Here is an 18156-nt window from a genome sequence, read left to right as displayed (position 1 = left end):
GAAGATAGTGATTGCCGATTGATTTATGAGTTGAATAACAGAAGGATCTATCGTGCAATGACGATAGATTAATTCCTTCAGTAATTAACGACTATTTGAAGTAATTCCTTTACTGCGCAGGGTTCCATACGTTTGATTCTTTACATCTATCGGTTATTTCTAAAAGCTCTACAAAATGACTGTCATCAAGTGATTTTTTATTATATATCATATAAAAATCTACTGGCTCAGGCTCATATAAACACTCGAGTACTTTAAAATTAAAGCTGGTCGCGAATTTATCCGCAAACCATTTAGGAACAAAACTCACAATATCCGAGGTTTCAACAATGCTGGCATTCACGAACATCGAGCCGCTGCTGAACAAAAAATTGCGACTACTAAAATAATTCTGAATATCAGCCTGGGTTTTCTTAAGCCCATCAGAGTTTACGTTCAGGAACGTAGACTTCTCAAATTGCATCTCTTCCGGACTTAATGTCGTTCCTAATCGCGGGTGATTCTTTCTGCAAATAGGCACAGCCTTTTCAGACAAAAGATGTTTTGAAATCGTAGCGAACGAATAATTTTGCTTTATATCAAATACAATATCCGCCTTTCTGTATGTCAAAATATCTTCAGCGCTGTTCTCGGTTAAATCCGCACTGATATGAACAATTTCACAATTCAGCCCTGCATTATCCACTGCGGTATAAATGGCAGGCAATAATCTCAATGCGACATAAGGCGTGGCATGAATAACGATTTTTTTCTTTGCCATGACGTTGGAAAAATCGTTCAAACTTCCCAATAACTGCTGAAGGTTGAAGTTCGTGTTCAAATGCACGTGCAAGTCTTTTGCGGTTTTTGTCGCATCTAACCCGTTTCCGCTACGGATAAACAATGCGTCAGAGAAGAAATCGCGGAGCCTGGTCAGCGACTGACTGATCGCGGAAGGACTCACATTAAGAACTTGTGCGGCTTTCGTGACGCTTTTGTAGGTAAACACGACTTCAAAAACCAACAGGAGATTTAAATCAAAACCATGCATTTTTTGGATATTAGAAATAAATTCTTTATTCACCATATGCCGTCTCAAACCCCTGTTTGATGTAGTTAAAAAAACGTCCAAAACCAAAGAATTTCATTGTGAAGCGTAGCAGAGTCTGCTCGCTGGGTTTTAACTTTGTTTTAGAGCGTTTGCTTAACGGAGTGCATAGTAACAACGCGTGCCTGAAATGAGCAAAGCACAAATACTTACATGCGATTAAGCTGTGCTAAATATCAAGTAATTCAAAAGAGTAAGAGATACTTTTAAGCAATTCGACCTGTCACTGATGCAGTAAATCTGCAAATACCCTCATGCAGACAGTGGAACCTGACGTGTTTTTTTATCCAGTTAAGCTGAGGTTATTGAGAAGTTTTAGAAACTGGCGTAACGGGACTTTTCTCCGCGGCCAGGCTCCCGTCTGGCCGCTGCACCCGCATCACGCACGCACGGTCGGCACATCGCTCCAGCGGGTGGTCCAGGCCGGTGAAAGCATGTCGCGCTTCATCTGCCAGCGCCGGTCGGTGCCCTGCCCGGCAAACCACAGCGTGCCTTTGCTTTTCTTATTGATGTCATCAAAAAGTGTCATCAGTGCATCGCTGTTGGGCCGGGGCGGAGACTCATCGAACAAATGCAGCTGGGCCACACCCTGGCTGAAAAAGTCACCCAGCATCACGCCCGCTTTTTGGTAGCGGTAGCCCTCTTTCCAGACGTTATCCAGGCAGCGTAACGCCGCCGAGATAATGTCGCGGGTATCCTGCGTCGGCGTCATCAGCCGGGTATTGGCGAGGTTGCCGTAATAAATGCCGCCGTTGTCGAAAGGGCTGGTTTTAATAAATACGCAGATTTGCCGGCAAAACTGATGCTCGCCACGCAGTTTTTCAGCCGCGCGGCTGGCGTGAAAACAGATGGCTTCGCGCATCTCCTGATAGGCGCTGACCCGAGTGCCGAAAGAGCGCGAACACACAATTTGCTGTTTAGCCGGTGCAAATTCTTCAAATCCGAGACAGGGTTCTCCGCGCAGTTCACGCACGGTCCTTTCCATCACCACGCTAAAGTTTTTCCTGATGTATCCCAGGTCGCATTCGGCCAGTTTGAGGGCTTTATCGATACCGGCATCATGCAGTTTTTTTGATGTCCTTCGCCCGATGCCCCACACCTCGTCAACGGGCAGAAGCGCCATCAGTTTACGCTGGCGTGCGGGATCAGACAGATCAATCACGCCCTCGGACTGAGTCCACTTTTTGGCGGCATAATTGGCGAGTTTTGCCAGCGTTTTGGTCGGCGCGATGCCGACGCCGATCTTCAGGCGGGTATGCTGCCCCACGGTCTGCCGTATCTTTTTGCCAAATGCGTGCAAATCCGTGTTGTGAGGTAACTCGCGAAGATCGAGAAAGGCTTCATCAATGCTATAAATTTCAATCTGTGGACAGATCTGCTCGAGCGTATCCATCACGCGCTGGCTCATATCTCCGTAAAGTTCATAGTTACTGCTGAACACCACCACGTTATGTTGCTGAAAAATGGCTTTTTGTTTGAAGTATGGCGCGCCCATTTTTATGTTGAGCGCTTTCGCTTCCGCAGACAGTGCGATCACGCAGCCGTCATTGTTGGAAAGCACCACGACGGGTCTGCCTTGCAGATCGGGCCGCCAGGCCACTTCGCAGCTCGCGTAAAACGAGTTCACATCAGCGAGTGCGTACATTGCGATGCATCATGCTGATAACGGTTGTCACCACGCCGACGATCTCGACTTCTCGGTCCTCATTCAGAGGGATCGGCGCATAAGCCGGATTTTCAGCGCGCAGATGCGGAAAAGGATGAAGCATCAGCCTTTTGACGGTGAATTCCCCATCGAGGCTGGCTACAACAATGTCATTGTGGGCAGGCTTGAGGCTGAAATCGACCAGCAGCATGGAACCATCGATAATCGCTGCGTCCCGCATAGAATCCCCGGACACCTTAAGCACATACGTAGAGGAAGGATGGGCGATCAGATGCGCCACCAGATCGATCCCTTTCTCCACATAGTCGGCAGCCGGGCTGGGGAAACCTGCTGAAATATTGTTTAAATACAAAGGAATATTCGTTTTTTGCTGCCGCGCGGCGATCTTGTAAAGCATCATAAGGGGTTCTCACATCAATTACTGTGTTTATATACAGTATAGTTGATGAGATTTTCAGATCAATGCTCCTGGCGTGGATAAACCCCCGCTCCTCTCGTTCGCAGGACTATCAGCTTGATCTCACTAAAAAGATAATCAGCGCCTTTTTCGCATAGCAACGCTTTCCGCACCCTGCTCTGGCAGACGCCATGTAGTCTCAGCCATGCGTGCCCGGCATGACGTCATTGTCAGGTGAACGCCCTATTCATGAGCTCAGTTCATAGAGTCTATCCGTTTACACGCCATTATTTATTAATGGGTTACCGCTACTCTTCATTCATCACCGCGATATGTCATCGCCTGTGATTCACCTAAATCGTGAGGAACTGAACAATGCAAAAACGCTATCTCGGTAATTCAGGGCTTGAAGTCTCAGCGCTCGGCCTGGGGTGTATGGGGTTGAGCCACGGCTACGGCCCGGCGACGGATACCCGCGAGGCAGTCGCGTTAATCCGTTCCGCCGTTGAGCGCGGCGTGACATTTTTTGATACCGCCGAAGTGTATGGCCCTTATCTGAATGAAGATGTTGTCGGCGAAGCCTTAAAACCGTTTCGCGACCGGGTCGTTATTGCAACCAAGTTTGGCTTCACCTTTGGCGACGATAATAAACAGCAGAACTTAAACAGCCGCCCGGAGCATATTCGTCAGGCGGTTGAAGGTTCACTGCGTCGGTTGAAAACGGATGTTATCGATCTGCTTTATCAGCACCGTGTCGATCCTGACGTACCGATTGAAGAGGTGGCAGGAGCGGTAAAAGACCTGATTGCCGAAGGGAAAGTGAAGCATTTCGGGTTGTCCGAAGCGGGTGTTGAAACCATTCGCCGGGCTCATGCGGTTCAGCCGGTGACGGCACTGCAAAGTGAATACTCCATGTGGTGGCGTCAGCCTGAGCAAGAGATTTTACCGACGCTTGAAGAACTGGGCATTGGCTTCGTGCCGTTCAGCCCGTTAGGGAAAGGCTTTTTGACCGGGGCCATCAAAACGGGTACCACCTTTGGCGAGGATGATTTCCGCAGCATAGTGCCACGTTTTGCCGCCCAAGCGCTTGAGGCCAATGAACACCTGACGGTCTTGCTGGCCAAACTGGCGGCAGAAAAACACGTTACCTCCGCGCAAATTGCGCTGGCCTGGTTACTGGCGCAAAAACCGTGGATTGTTCCTATCCCCGGCACCACTAAGCTGCATCGTCTGGAAGAGAACATGACCGCAGCCGACGTGATGCTCTCACCGGATGATTTGCAAAAAATCTCGCAGGCTCTGGACTCAGTCAACATTACCGGCGAGCGCTATCCGGCGGCATTGCAGGCGCGGGTCGGGCGTTAAGCCATCTGACCGGCGGTTTCTCGCAGATTCCGCCGGTCATTCATTCTTTGTAGCGCAGCGCATCAATCATCAGGGCGAAAGCCGGTGGGTGCTGCTTGCGGCTCGGGTAATACAGGTAATAGCCCGGGAATGACGGGCACCATTCGTCGAGGATCTGGATCAGGGCTCCCGATTTAACCGCCTCTGCCACCAAATCTTCCGGCACACAGGCAATACCAAATCCGGACAACACGGCATCAATTCTTTCAGCCAGATGATTGAAAATCAGCTGCCCTTCGACCCTCACGCGCAACGGTTTGCCCTCTTTTTCAAACTCCCAGTGGTATATGCCTCCGGCAGTAGGCAGCCGCATGTTAATACACCGGTGATCCTGCAATTCATGCGGCGTACGCGGGGTGCCGTAATCGCTGAAATACGACGGTGCGCCGACCACCACCATGCGCATGTCTCCCCCCATTTTGACCGCCACCATGTCCTTATCCACACTCTCGCCCAGACGAACCCCGGCATCGAACCGGCCATCGACGATATTCACGAAGCCGTTATCGACCACCAGTTCGACATTAATTTCCGGGTATTCCCACAAGAACGGTTTTAGCTTTGGCCACAGCAGAGTTTGGGCGGCATGCTCACCCGCAGAAATCCTGATATTGCCGGACGGGGCGCGGTTGCTCTGAAGAAGGGTGTCAAGTTCCTGCTCAAGATCGGCAAGGCGTGGCTCAAGACAGGCAATAATGCTCTCTCCCGCTTCCGTCGGGGCGACGCTGCGGGTGGTACGGGTGAGAAGACGAAGGTTTAACCGCTCTTCCAGCCCTTTAATCGCATGGCTTAACGCTGACTGCGAGACGCCCAGTTTACCCGCTGCTTTGGTAAAACTTCTCTCTCTGGCAACAACCAGAAAGACCTGAAGCTCATTGAAGTTTTCTTTTAGCATGGCGTATTCCTTAAAAAGCATGGCGGCAGAAGGTGGCACTCATGAAGTCAGTTCATGAACGCAAACAGTTTACCCCCGCAGGGCGATGTTATGCTTGTTTTTTATGAGGATTTTCGTGGGTTTACCCACAGAGGTCGGTGCGCGCGAAAAAGCAAAGCCGTGATGCCGCGCCCGTAATAATGAAAAAATACATTCGAAATTAGAATATATGAATTAAAAATAATTGATGGCATAAATATTTATTGAATTGTTTCCGCCAACCTGAAAAATATCATTCTGAAATAACGCCCTCCGGAATAACGAATTAACGACGCCCGGCTAAAAACAGCCTGAATAAAAAGGTATGCTACTCGTCCATTCAGATAACGAGGCGGGATCGCTTCACATAATTAAGGTTTTTATGACTCCTCATATTACCCACGATGTCATTGAACATATCGCCCCGCGCGAAGTGATTATGCAGGCATGGAATGCAGTGGTGGCAGGCCTGCAATATTGCACTCAGGATACCGCCAGAGCGCGCTGGGCGCGGCAAAGCTGGTTTGGAAAGCACATGGAGTCGTCACCGGAACTTCTGGCCAGGCTGACGTTATTACAGAACTTCGTTAATTCAACCAAGCCATTGACGATTGCTTTTGATCCCCTTGCCAATATTCCCACCGCGATTGCGTATACTTATTCCCGGCGTCTCGATGATCCTTTACGTGTTCCCGCCATTTATTTAACCAGGAAATTCTGTACCGCACAGACCAATGACCGGGTGAAATATCTGATGAAAAACCGGAATAACAACGGCGTGCAGATTATTGCGTTGGCACACGAGCTTTCTCATCTGGTGATTGGCACTAACCGGAAAACGGGCAACTACTCTGCCGAGAAATATGCCCACGAGGCAAAAAACTTACGCGATAAAGATCCACAATACGCGTTACATAACGCGGACAATTATGGTTTCTGTATAGAGATGTGTTCCTGATCCGATCCCGGTGTCAGTGCGCGTCGCCCGCCTGCCCACGCAAAAACGCCCTGACAGCGGGAAACCGCGATCAGGGCGTTATCGTCAGGTCATCAGGCCGCTTTGACGGCGCGTACCTTTTTGGTTTTTACCGCTTCTTCCGGCTGTTCTTCCATTTGCGCGTCTTCGGTATGCTCGTCTTGTGCATCAGCCTCTTCCGTCACGTCTGATTGAGCTGCGACGTTCGCCGGGGCACTTTCCGTTTCAGGCAGTTTGCTGGTGCGCAGGATGTGCTGAACGGCGTCTTTCTGCTCGGCGAGGTGCATGGCGATGTTTTCCGCCAGCGCTTCGTCGATTTCAATGTTGCTCTGTAACAGCCAGTCAGTAAAAGTATCTGCCATGTCGAGCATTTTGTCGTAGGCGTCTGCTTCTTTCTTATTGGCAAATGTCATTTTTTCTTCACCTTTTCTGACTACCACAAATTTTGTTTCAACAGCCATGATTTCACTCCTTATACTGTAATTATACACAGTATATCAACAATGGGTAACGCTGACATCATACATTTAAATTTTTGATGCGTATTTTTAATGGCGCGCATTATACGGCGGGATCAATGAAAGAGGTTTTCAGCGGGAGAAAAAGCGGCTATCAAAATAAGAAACAGAGGCTGAGCAACCTCTGACGCCCGTGGGCTGGCGTCAGCGGTTTATCGGAAAGAGACGATCAACCCGGAATTAAAACGTCTCCCAGGATCCTTCATCACTTTTGTCCAGCGGAGAATTCATGCGGTGAGACAGCAACGTCGGTCTTTTCAACGGCGGCGCCTGACGCACCGGCGTGTTCACTCCCGCCGCGCTGACTTTAAAGATGCTGATGGACTCCGCCAGACGCTCGGCCTGCTCGTTAAGGGAATACGCAGCCGACGAGGCTTCCTGCACTAACGCGGCGTTCTGCTGGGTCACTTCGTCCATTTGGGTGATGGCTTTGTTGATCTCTTCGATCCCCGTGCTTTGCTCATGGCTGGCGATGGAGATTTCACCGACGATATCCGTCACGTTCTTCACGCTGGACACCACTTCCGCCATGGTGGCACCGGCTTTCGCCACCAGTTGCGTGCCGTTATCGACTTTCGACACAGAATCGTCGATCAGCACTTTGATCTCTTTTGCCGCAGAGGCGGAGCGCTGCGCGAGGTTGCGAACTTCTGAGGCCACCACCGCAAATCCACGCCCCTGCTCACCCGCGCGGGCGGCTTCTACCGCGGCGTTTAGCGCCAGAATGTTGGTCTGGAAAGCGATGCCGTCAATCACAGAAATGATATCGACAATTTTGCGTGAGGAAACGTTAATGCCTTCCATCGTGCTGACCACCTGCCCGACCACTTCACCGCCTTCGACGGCAACACGCGAAGCCTGTGCGGCAAGCTGATTCGCCTGACGCGCGTTGTCGGCGTTCTGTTTCACGGTGGCGGTCATTTCTTCCATGGCCGACGCGGTTTCTTCCAGCGAGCTGGCCTGCTGTTCGGTGCGGGAAGAGAGATCCAGGTTACCCGCCGCAATCTGACTGGACGCACTGCTGATGGCCTGCGTACCCGAACGCACTTCGGTGACGATCCTGAGCAGGTTTTCATTCATATTTTTCAGCCCCTGCATCAGCTGGCCGGTTTCATCGGTGGAGGTCACGCGAATGTCCGTAGTCAGATCCCCGGCGGCGACACTTTCCGCCACCTGCACCGCCGTGCCCAGCGGACGGGTAATGGAACGGGTGAGGAAATAGCCCATGATCATCGCCAGCAGAACGGCGATGACGGAGAAGATAAGCGTCAGCTGAATGGCCGTTGCGCCCTCTGCGACGGCCTGTTTGCCTTCGGCGCGCAGTTGTTGGTCCTGTGAATTCGCGAACGCGTTCGCCAGGTCTAAGAACGCGTTTTGCGAGGTGGTCAGTTTACGCAACACGTATTCATTGGCGCCGTCCACATCCCCGGCGCGGGTGAGTGCGATCAGCTCCTGCTTGGCGGTTTCGAACGTTTCACCGGCCTTTTGCAACACCTGAATTTTTTGTTTTCCGGTCACCGTGCTCTGGATCGCGGCAATTTTATTCATTGAGGAATTCGTTTCCTGAGTTGCGCTATCAAGCTGCAAATAACGATTTTTATTTTGCTCAGGGTTTTTAATATCAATAACAATGCCGCGCAGGAATTTAATCTGTGAATTGACGCTGTCACGAACATCAAAAGCCAGACGCACTTTGACATAGCGATCGCCGATAATTTGTTCTACGGCGTCGTTAATGCTGCTTATTTTGGTGATGGCGGTAACGCTGACGATGATTAATAACAAAACAACCAGACCGAAGGCGGCGCCCAGACGAGCGCCTACCTTCATATTGCTGATAAAATTGAACATTTTTTCCCTTATTTCCTGACTATAAAAAACAAATACCATCAAAAATAATTCAAAATATTGACGATTACATAGCGAAACTACTTTCAAATATCTTATTTAATTCAGAGGGGTTATCGGTAGAAATAAGGGGAACTTTAGGCGCACAGCAGAATGGAAAGTGTAAAAAGAGGTGAATGAATTTATAACGTTACTGAACAAAGCGGGGTCACATCCTCCCCTGCAAAGAGGGAGGATGTGTGAGGAGGATTAAGGTCAGAGAATAACGCTGGCAAACCTCTCTTCCAGCCAGCCGACGCGCATTTCAGGCACCGAGCGCAGCAGTTCGCGGGTGTATTCATCCAGCGGTTCAACCAGCGTCGACGCCACCGGCCCCTGACGCACAATCACGCCCTCTTTCAGAACCGCCACTTCATCGGCGATTTCACGCACCACCTGTAAATCATGCGTGATGAATAAATAGGCGATACCGGTGTCCTGCTGAATGCGACGCAGCAGCGCCAGCACGTCGCGCGCGACCAGCGGATCGAGCGCCGATGTCGGTTCATCGCACACAATCAGTTTTGGCTCTGCCGCCAGCGCCCGCGCAATGCAGACGCGCTGCTTCTGCCCGCCGGAGAGTGCGGCCGGAAAACGTTCTGCCAGTTCAGCGTGCAGGCCGACCTGCGCCAGCAGCTCCCTGACGCGGGCATCGCGCTGGCTGCGGTTGAGATCGGAAAAACAGCTCAGCACGCGGGCGATCTGGCTGCCGACGCGTTCTTTTGGGTTCAGTGCGGTGTCGGGGATCTGATGGATCAGCTGCACGTCACGCAGTTGCAGGCGGCTGCGCTGACGCAGATTCGCAGGCAGACGCTCCTGCCCCAGGCTCACCTCTCCCGACTCCGGGCTGAGCAGGCCGCAAATGACCTTGCCGAGCGTCGATTTCCCCGAACCGGATTCACCGATCACCGCCAGCGTGCGCCCGCGCGGCAGACGCAGCGACACACTGCGCAATACCGGCTGCGCATGATAACGGGCGCTGATGTTGTTTATCGTCAGGGCCGCCGGTGCGTCGCCGGTTTGCGGCGTTTTCACCTCTCCCTGCGCATGAAGAAGCCGCCGGGTGTAATCCTGCTGCGGTTGCGTCAGCAACTGAGGAGTGGGCGCCTGTTCGACGGTTTTACCCTGTTGCAGGACCATGATCTGATCGCTTAACTGCGCCACCACCGCCAGATCGTGACTGATGTAAATCGCCGCCACGCCGGAAAGGCGGATCACGTCGCGGATGGCTTTCAGCACGCCGAGCTGCGTGGTGACGTCCAGCGCGGTCGTCGGCTCATCGAAAATCAGCAATTCGGGGCCTGCGCACAGCGCCATCGCAATCATCGCGCGCTGCAACTGGCCGCCCGACACCTGATGCGGATAGCGCTGATAAAACTGTTGCGGCTCAGGCAAACCGAGCAATTCAAACAGCTCGAGGGCTTTTGCCTGCGCCTGCCGGCGATCCGCCACCTTATGTTTCAGCGCGGCTTCTATCACCTGCTCGCCCAGCGTGATCGCCGGGTTAAACGCCGCCCCGGCAGACTGCGCCACGTAGGCAATATGCCGCCCGCGAACCTGACGTAAACGGCGATCGGAAAGCGTGGTCAGCTCCTGACCGTTGAACAAAATGCTGCCGGATTCGATGCGCATCCCCTGACGACAATGGCCGAGGATTGCCAGCCCGATGGTCGATTTCCCGGCACCGGATTCACCAATCAGCCCCAGCACTTCGCCACGATTTACGGTGAATGACACATTATCCACCAGCGTGCGCGGATTTTTTCCCTGTGAAACCACGCGTAAATTGTCGACGCTCAGTAAATTCCCGCTCATGCTTTTCTCCCCCAGACGCGCGTGGTGCCGCTCATCAGCCAGTCCGCCACGGCGTTCACCGCCAGAGCCAGCACGGCAATCGCACCGCCCGGCACCAGTGCCGCCCAGACGCCGAACAAGATGCCGTCTTTGTTATCACGCGCCAGCCCGCCCCAGTCTGCGGTCGGCGGCTGGATGCCTAAACCGAGGAACGAGAGCGCCGAGAGAAACAGCAAAATAAAGATGAAACGCAGGCCGAATTCGGCGATCAGCGTCTGCAACGCGTTGGGTAAAATCACGTGCCAGAGGATCCAGCCGAGGCTTTCGCCGCGCAGCCGCGCCACGTCAACAAACTCCATCACGCTGATATCCACCGCTAAGGACCGCGCCACCCGAAGCACGCGGGTAGATTCCAGCAGGCCAAGCACCAGCGTCAGCACCAGAATGGTTTTTGGCAGCACCGCGAGCACGATCAGCGCCAGAATAAGCGTGGGTATCGCCATCACAATATCGTTACAGCGTGAAATCACCTGATCCAGCCAGCCACCGCGCAGACCGGCAATAAAGCCTAAGGTGCAGCCGACGGCGAAAGCCACCAGCGTCGCCAGTGCAGTCACGCCGAGAGAAACGCGCGTTCCCCAGATGAGGCGCGAAAGCAGATCGCGGCCAAGATTATCGGTGCCCAGAATGGCGTCCGGCCCCGGCAAATCCCACGACATACCGAGAGTCTGATCCGGCGCATGGGGTGCCAGCCACGGCGCAAAAACAGCGATGAGAATAAAGAGGCTCAGCACCAGCAGGCCAAGAGCGGAGGCGGGTCTGAGTGAAGCGAAAGCGGGCATTGCAGCAATTCCTAAGATTTAACGGTTGTGGCGCAAACGCGGATTGGCAACCAGGGCCATCACATCCGCCAGCAAATTCAACAGGATATAAATCCCCGCCAGTAACAACGCACAGTCCTGCATCACAGGAATATCGCGTTTACTGATGCTGTCGACCATGTACTGTCCCAGCCCCGGATACACAAACACGTTCTCGACAATCACCACGCCGACCATCAGATAAGCCAGATTGATTGCCACGACGTTAATGATCGGGCCGATCGCGTTGGGCAGAACGTGACGCCACAGAATGCGCGACGGCGACAGCCCCTTCAGCAGCGCGGTGTCCACGTAAGCAGAACTTTGCGCGGCAATCAGCGCGGCGCGGGTCATGTTGCTCATGTGCCCGAGGATCGCCAGCACCAGCGTGGCGCACGGCAGGGAAATCGCCGACAGTTTTGCCGCCAGCGGCATGTCCGCCGTGATGCTACTGTTGCTCGGCGCCCACGCCAGCGTGATGGCGAAAATCAGGATCAACAGATAACCGGAGAAGAATTCCGGCAGCGCAACGGTGGCGCGGGTGATGGCGTTGAGCAGGGTATCTACCCAGCTGCCGTGAAAGCGCACCGAGATAAAGCCAATCAGCAGGGCCAGCGGTACGGCGATGGCCGCGGTGCAGCCCGCCAGAAACAGCGTATTGCCAAGGCGGGTAAACAACGGGCCGCTGATGGCTTCGCGGGTGGAGAAACTGGTGCCGAAATCGCCGTGCAGGATGCCAAACAGCCAGCTCAGATAACGGCTGATCGCCGGTTTATCCAGCCCCAGTTGCAGGTTCAGTTCACGAATGGCATCCGGCGTGGCGCTCTGGCCGAGGATCGCCGTGGCGGCGTTACCCGGTAACAACTGCACACCGGCGAAAATCAGCACCGACACCGCGAGGACGATCAGTACGCCGTAAAACAGGCGTACCAGCACCATGCTCAGCAGGCCGGAACGGGAGTGCGAAAAACGGCCCGCAGGCCGTTGTGTCACTTTTTGAGAGGACAAATCTGACATTATTTTACCCGGTTCAGCTTTCGATCCAGACTTTCTCTGCCGCACGGTTGCCACTGAGTGGCATCCCCGGCACAGAGGTGAACCCTTTGATTTTGGTGGAACACCCGTCCAGTGCATCGGCGTACAGCGGAATGATTTCGCTGCCCTCATCCACCAGCATGACCTGAATGTCGTGGTAAATCTGCTTGCGGCGCGCTTCGTCCGGCTCACCGCGCGCGGCTTTGACCATCGCATCAAAGGCCGGTACGTGCCACGCCGATTCATTCCACGAAGACTGGCTGGTGAATACCAGTGAAAGCAGTGCATCCGCGGTCGGACGGTTTGCCCAGTTCGACGACACAAAGGCTTTCTTCTGCCAGATATCATTCCAGAACGCATCGTCCGGCACGCGCACCACATTCAGGTTAATGCCCGCTTTGGCCGCTGACTGCTGATAAAGCTGACCAGCATCGACGGCACCGGGGAAACCGGCATCCGCCACGTTGAGGGTCAACGGGCCGCTGAAGCCGGATTTTTTCCAGTGGAACTGGGCTTTTTCAGGATCGTACGGACGCTGCGGAATGTCTTTGGCGAAGTAGCGGTTCGACGGGAAGATCGGGTTGTCGTTCGCCACGCTGGCGTAACCGCCGAGCACGGTATCGATGATTTGCTGACGGTCGATGGCGTATTTCAGCGCCAGACGGCCATCGACGTTATCAAAGGGTGCCAGATTCGACAGGCCTGGGAAGGTATAAATCATACTGTCTTTGGCGCGCACCAGTTTCAGGTTCGGCATCCGTTCGATACGGCTGACAATACGCGGGTTCACGCGGTTGATGAGTTGCGCAGAGCCGCTGACCAGCGCCGCCACGCGCGCGGTTGAGTCGTTCATCGCCAGCGTTTCGACAGAATCGACGTGGCCGCGTTCGCTGTTCCAGTAGTTCGGATTGCGTTTGGTCAACGTGGTGACGCCCGGCTGGAATTTTTCCAGAATGAACGCGCCAGTGCCGATGCCTTTATCAAAGCTTTCGTTTTCTGCGGTGATGGCAAAATGCACGGCGCTGAGAAGCCAGACAAATTCGACATCCGGCGCATTCAGTTTGATCGTCACTTCATGTTCGCCGGTAGCCTCAATCGAGCTGGCGGATTCTAAGTATCCCTTCACCGGTGAAGTGGATTTTTCGCCACGGTGGTGATTGAGGGAGTAGACCACGTCTTTCGCGCCCAGCGAGCGGCCATCATGGAACTGCACGCCCTGACGGATTTTCAGTACCCAGGTTTTGCTGCCGTCAGCGGATGCCCAGGATTCGGCCAGCGATGGCGCAAGTCTGGCGTTTTCATCGATTTCCACCAGATTATTGAACAGCTGTGAACCGACAAAATACATGTAGGTTTCGAACCAGAACGCCGGATCGAGGCGGTCTGTGCTGGAGGCGTTATCGACGCCCACCACTAAGTGGCCGCCCTTCTTCGGTTTTTCAGCCTCAGCGGCGAAGGCTTTGCCCAGCCACGTGGAGCTGGTGGCAGCCGCAATGGAAAGTGCCCCCGCACTTTTAATAAATGAACGACGATCAATCATGGTTTTCCCCTGTCAGGGAGGGCCTGCGCCCTCAAATGTCGTCAATACGTTCTGACGTTTTGTTATGCGTTATTGTTTAGTAAATGCCTGTTTCAGCGCGGCAATGTGTTCCGGCCCGATGCCGCAGCAGCCGCCGACCATGGTGGCGCCCTGCGCCACCCAGTCTTTGGCAAAGTCGAGATAACCGGCAGGATCGGTGTCCTGACGCATTTTGCTCAGCCCTTCATTCGCGCCACGTTTGTTATCGGAAGGCTCGAATGCGTTGGCGTACACGCCAATATCCAGTGCGGAACCTTGTGCCGTCAGCGCGGCGCGTGCCGTGTTGACCGCCGTCGCCATCACTTCCGGGCGGCTGCAGTTAAACAGCACCGCCCCCGCAGACACCCGCAATGCTGCGTTTACCGCGACATTCACTGATTCACCCGAGCGCAGCAGCGCGTTGCCGAATTCATCAAGGTTGTCCTGCAGGGTGAACGAAAGCCACAGCGGGCGCGGGTCATTGCCCAGCACCTCGCGAACGGCTTCCACTTCGGCCACAGAACTCTGCGTTTCGGCCAGCCAGACATCGACGTAATCCGTCAGATTATCCACCAGCACGCGCAGCAATTTTTTGGCGGCTACCGGTTCGAACAGATCCGGACGATAAGATCCCAGAACCGGAGGAAGCGAACCCGCGACCTGCACGGCAGACGGTGACGAATCTGCCGCTTCACGCGCCAGTTTGCCGGAGAGCGCAATCAGCGCCGCGCCCTGCTCTGCAAACACCGGCTCGCTGATGTGGAAAGGCACGACGGCATAACTGTTGGTGGTGATCACCTGAGAACCCGCGGCGATAAAGGCATCATGCGCAGCCCGGACAAATTGCGGGGCTTCCATCAGCGCCAGCGCCGACCATTCAGGCTGACGAAAGGGGGCGCCCATGCGGGCCAGTTCGCGGCCCATGCCGCCATCGAGGATTTTAATGTTACTGATCATTGTGTCGTCACCTGGTGTTTTTCTTAACCGAATCAAGCGCTGCGTGATGTTGATCCGCGAGGTGGCTCCACTCTACAAAACGAACGTTTAGATGTCTAGATTTCTTAATGGCTAAACTATGCAAAAAAACATTCATCGCAACTATGCGATGCAAAGCGCAAATAAATGAACGCAATGATAAAAGCCGGTTCTCCGGCATTTCTGCACTGATATTTCACTTAAGTATCATCATTATAAAATTTATGCCTTATCCCTGCCCTTTCCCAATTCCGCCACGAACTTTACCTTTGTTATATTTATTTACACCTGAAAGCTCAATGCGTATTATTCTCATTCGCTTTATTGTCCACACCCATTATCTGCCCCTCCATCCCGGTGTTTATCAGGGTTTGGCGAAAAATGGCGGGCGGTAACGCGAACATAAAACATAAAAGCAGTGGCGACGTAAAAGCAGTATCAAAAAATAAATAATCGTTTGGAGAATAACAATGTTGTTCGTTTCAGGGCCGTCCTTAACAGAAAGTCATACAGTGAAATCAGCCCGTAAGGGGAATAACCATTTAGGCCGGAAGCTTTCGCTTTCCGTTATTGCCGTTTTTGTTTCCTCTTCGATCCATTCCGTGCAGGCTGCACCAACCGCCGCGCCGAAAGCCGCCGACGATACCGTGGTTGTCACCGGTCAGACGGGCAACGACACCGGCAGCACCGCGCAAGATTACAGCGTGCCCGTCACCACCGCAGGCACCAAAATGCTGCTGACGCAGCGCGATATTCCTCAGTCGGTCAGCATCATCAGCACACAGCGTATGCAGGATCAGCAGTTGCAAACGCTCGGTCAGGTACTCAATAACACCACCGGCATTACACAAAACGTCGCGGATATGGATCGCCGCACGTATTACTCGCGCGGTTTTCTCATCGATAACTACATGACCGACGGTATTCCTACGGTGTTTGAGCCGCGCTGGAACCTGGGCGATGCCGAATCTGACACCGCGCTGTACGAACGTATCGAAGTGGTGCGCGGCGCAACCGGTCTGATGACCGGGCCGGGTAACCCGTCCGCGTCGGTAAACATGGTGCGTAAACACGCCGACAGCAAAGAATTCACCGGCAACGTTTCCGCCACCTACGGCAGCTGGAACAAACAGCGCTATGTTGCCGATCTGTCCACACCATTGAGTGAATCGGGCAACGTGCGTGGCCGTCTGATCACCGGTTATCAGGACAATAACAGCTACGTCGAACGTTACGGCGCAACCAAAAAGTTCGTCTATGCCGCAGTAGATGCCGACGTGACCGATTCCACCCTGCTCTCCGCCGGTTACGAATTCCAGCAGACCGACGCCGACAGCCCGACCTGGGGCGGAATGCCGCGCTGGTACATAGACGGCAGCAAAACAAATTACCGTCGCGGGTTTAACTCCGCACCGGACTGGGCCTACAACAATAAAGAAAGCAAAAAACTGTTCACCACCCTCAAACAGTCCTTTGATAACGGCTGGGTGGTGACGCTGAACGGCACGCATAACGAAACGCTGATCGACAGCAAACAGATGTATATCGACGGTTATTTCGATAAAACCACCGGCGCGGGCGTCTCTTCTTACGCCGGTTATCCGGTCGTGGGCGGTACCGGCTACAACACCGGTAAGCGTAAAGTGGATTCCGTGGATACGTTCGCCAGCGGCCCCTTTGAGCTGTTTGGACGTGAGCATGAGCTGATGACCGGAATCAGCTACAGCAAGCAGCAGAACACCTATTACAGCGCCTTCGCCAATATCTCCACGGAAGAGCTGGGTAACTTTAATAACTTTAACGGCCAGTTCCCGGAAACCGAATGGAGCCCGCGCAGCCTGTCGCAGGAAGACACCATTCGCCAGAAATCCGGCTATGTCGCCACCCGCCTTTCTCTCGCCGATCCGCTGCACCTGATCCTGGGCGCGCGTTACACCAACTGGAATTCGCACACCCTGACGGACCAGATCGAGAAGAACAACATCACGCCTTACGCCGGTCTGGTGTATGACATCAGCGAAAACTGGTCAACCTACGCCAGCTACACATCGGTGTTCCAGCCGCAGACTTACCGCGATATCAATGGCGCGTACCTGTCGCCGGTCATCGGCAAAAACTACGAAGCCGGTGTGAAATCCGACTGGATGAACAGCCGTCTGACCACCTCGGTGTCAATTTTCCGCGCCGAGCTGGATAACGTCGCCCAGGCCACAGGCCGTACCATTCCTGGCTCGACAGATGCCGCCTATGAAGGGAAAAACGGCACCGTCAGCCGTGGCGTGGAATTTGAAGTGAATGGCGCGGTGACCGACAACTGGCAGATGACCTTCGGCGGTACCCGCTATATTGCAGAAGATGAAAATGGTGAAGCGGTGAACCCGAACCTGCCGCGCACCCAGCTGAAGCTGTTTACAAGCTATCGTTTACCGATGTTGCAGGATCTGACGGTCGGTGGCGGTGTGAACTGGCAGACCCACGTCTGGGATGACGTCTCAGGCCCGGATGGCGATGGCACCCGTCATGCGGAACAAGGCAGCTATGCGCTGGTCAGCCTGTTCAGCCGCTATCAGGTCACCAAACAACTGTCGGTGCAGGCGAACGTCAACAACCTGTTTGATAAAGAGTACGACACCAGCGTGAATCAGTATGTGGTGTACGGCGAACCGCGTAACCTGTCGGTGACGGCAAACTACAGCTTCTGATAACACCAGGTAACATTACGGCGACCGGCAGCATCAATGTGGCGGTCGCCGACGTGTTGAAAATCTCTTTCCTGACGCCACCTGCTCCTCATCCCGATGTTCAAATTCTGCAAGCCTCCTTAATACTGTTCTGCTAAAAACTTCCGCAAAAACTTCCGCAAAAACAATGTGTGATGACTTTTTGTTAAGATAAATAGTTATTTATTATAACTTACTCACCAATATTACCCTGAGTAATATGTCATGTTTACAGTGATGGTTTTTAAATTTCTCATGTATGCCTGAATTGATTAAATCTCATGCGGCCGCCATGAAATATTTTTCGGTCCGTTAATGATATAGATATTATTAATAATTAATTAAATAACATAATCCGTGTAAATA

General features: G+C 53.4%; 14 protein-coding genes. 3 read left to right on the top strand and 11 right to left on the bottom strand.

What is annotated here, in order from left to right; genetic code table 11:
- Positions 1–109: 109 nt before the first annotated feature.
- From J1779_RS10455 to umuD, 3 genes are all read right to left on the bottom strand, one after another.
- Positions 110–1066, bottom strand: coding sequence for a LysR family transcriptional regulator (locus J1779_RS10455; RefSeq protein WP_056772515.1), 957 nt, complete (start codon positions 1064–1066; stop codon positions 110–112).
- 400 nt (positions 1067–1466) lie between these two features.
- Positions 1467–2732 carry a translesion error-prone DNA polymerase V subunit UmuC gene (gene umuC / locus J1779_RS10450; RefSeq protein WP_217203712.1) on the bottom strand — a complete coding sequence of 422 codons (1266 nt, stop codon included), beginning with the start codon at positions 2730–2732 and terminating at the stop codon, positions 1467–1469.
- Positions 2716–3153, bottom strand: a complete 438-nt coding sequence (gene umuD / locus J1779_RS10445; protein ID WP_056772519.1) for a translesion error-prone DNA polymerase V autoproteolytic subunit — start codon at positions 3151–3153, stop codon at positions 2716–2718. The genes umuC and umuD overlap by 17 nt, the downstream gene beginning before the upstream one ends.
- A gap of 372 nt (positions 3154–3525) precedes the next feature.
- On the opposite strand from umuD, the gene J1779_RS10440 reads away from it, so the two are divergent.
- Positions 3526–4515, top strand: a complete 990-nt coding sequence (locus J1779_RS10440) for an aldo/keto reductase (RefSeq protein ID WP_217203711.1) — start codon at positions 3526–3528, stop codon at positions 4513–4515.
- Between the two features lie 40 nt (positions 4516–4555).
- On the opposite strand, the gene J1779_RS10435 is transcribed toward J1779_RS10440, so the two are convergent.
- The gene (locus J1779_RS10435; RefSeq protein ID WP_122096626.1) at positions 4556–5449 is read right to left on the bottom strand and encodes a LysR family transcriptional regulator; all 894 of its coding nucleotides are present in this window, start codon (positions 5447–5449) and stop codon (positions 4556–4558) included.
- Positions 5450–5792: 343 nt separating this feature from the next.
- Here J1779_RS10435 and J1779_RS10430 point away from each other — a divergent pair, with 343 nt between their 5' ends.
- Positions 5793–6425, top strand: a complete 633-nt coding sequence (locus J1779_RS10430) for a M35 family metalloendopeptidase (RefSeq protein WP_122096625.1) — start codon at positions 5793–5795, stop codon at positions 6423–6425.
- Positions 6426–6517: 92 nt separating this feature from the next.
- On the opposite strand, the gene J1779_RS10425 is transcribed toward J1779_RS10430, so the two are convergent.
- The 7 genes from J1779_RS10425 to J1779_RS10395 form a co-directional block, all read right to left on the bottom strand.
- Positions 6518–6904 carry a YebG family protein gene (locus J1779_RS10425; RefSeq protein ID WP_217203710.1) on the bottom strand — a complete coding sequence of 129 codons (387 nt, stop codon included), beginning with the start codon at positions 6902–6904 and terminating at the stop codon, positions 6518–6520.
- A 237-nt stretch (positions 6905–7141) separates the two neighbouring features.
- Complete coding sequence (locus J1779_RS10420) at positions 7142–8812, bottom strand: methyl-accepting chemotaxis protein (RefSeq protein ID WP_217203709.1); 1671 nt, start codon at positions 8810–8812, stop codon at positions 7142–7144.
- 252 nt (positions 8813–9064) lie between these two features.
- The gene (locus J1779_RS10415) at positions 9065–10663 is read right to left on the bottom strand and encodes an ABC transporter ATP-binding protein (RefSeq protein WP_217203708.1); all 1599 of its coding nucleotides are present in this window, start codon (positions 10661–10663) and stop codon (positions 9065–9067) included.
- Positions 10660–11484, bottom strand: a complete 825-nt coding sequence (locus J1779_RS10410) for an ABC transporter permease (RefSeq protein WP_217203707.1) — start codon at positions 11482–11484, stop codon at positions 10660–10662. The genes J1779_RS10415 and J1779_RS10410 overlap by 4 nt, the downstream gene beginning before the upstream one ends.
- 18 nt (positions 11485–11502) lie before the next feature.
- The gene (locus J1779_RS10405) at positions 11503–12441 is read right to left on the bottom strand and encodes an ABC transporter permease (RefSeq protein WP_217203799.1); all 939 of its coding nucleotides are present in this window, start codon (positions 12439–12441) and stop codon (positions 11503–11505) included.
- 91 nt (positions 12442–12532) lie between these two features.
- Entirely contained in the window at positions 12533–14074 is a 1542-nt protein-coding gene (locus J1779_RS10400; protein ID WP_200930281.1) for an ABC transporter substrate-binding protein, read from the bottom strand.
- Positions 14075–14146: 72 nt separating this feature from the next.
- Positions 14147–15052 carry a homocysteine S-methyltransferase family protein gene (locus J1779_RS10395; protein ID WP_056772543.1) on the bottom strand — a complete coding sequence of 302 codons (906 nt, stop codon included), beginning with the start codon at positions 15050–15052 and terminating at the stop codon, positions 14147–14149.
- 530 nt (positions 15053–15582) lie between these two features.
- Between J1779_RS10395 and fhuE the strand changes: the two genes are divergently transcribed.
- Positions 15583–17772, top strand: coding sequence for a ferric-rhodotorulic acid/ferric-coprogen receptor FhuE (fhuE, locus tag J1779_RS10390; RefSeq protein WP_338019857.1), 2190 nt, complete (start codon positions 15583–15585; stop codon positions 17770–17772).
- The last annotated feature ends 384 nt before the right edge of the window (positions 17773–18156 follow it).

The sequence above is a fragment of the Rahnella rivi genome (assembly GCF_019049655.1).
In the GTDB taxonomy this organism is placed as follows: Bacteria; Pseudomonadota; Gammaproteobacteria; order Enterobacterales; family Enterobacteriaceae; genus Rahnella; species Rahnella rivi.
This window is presented reverse-complemented; position numbering and strand designations above follow the sequence as displayed.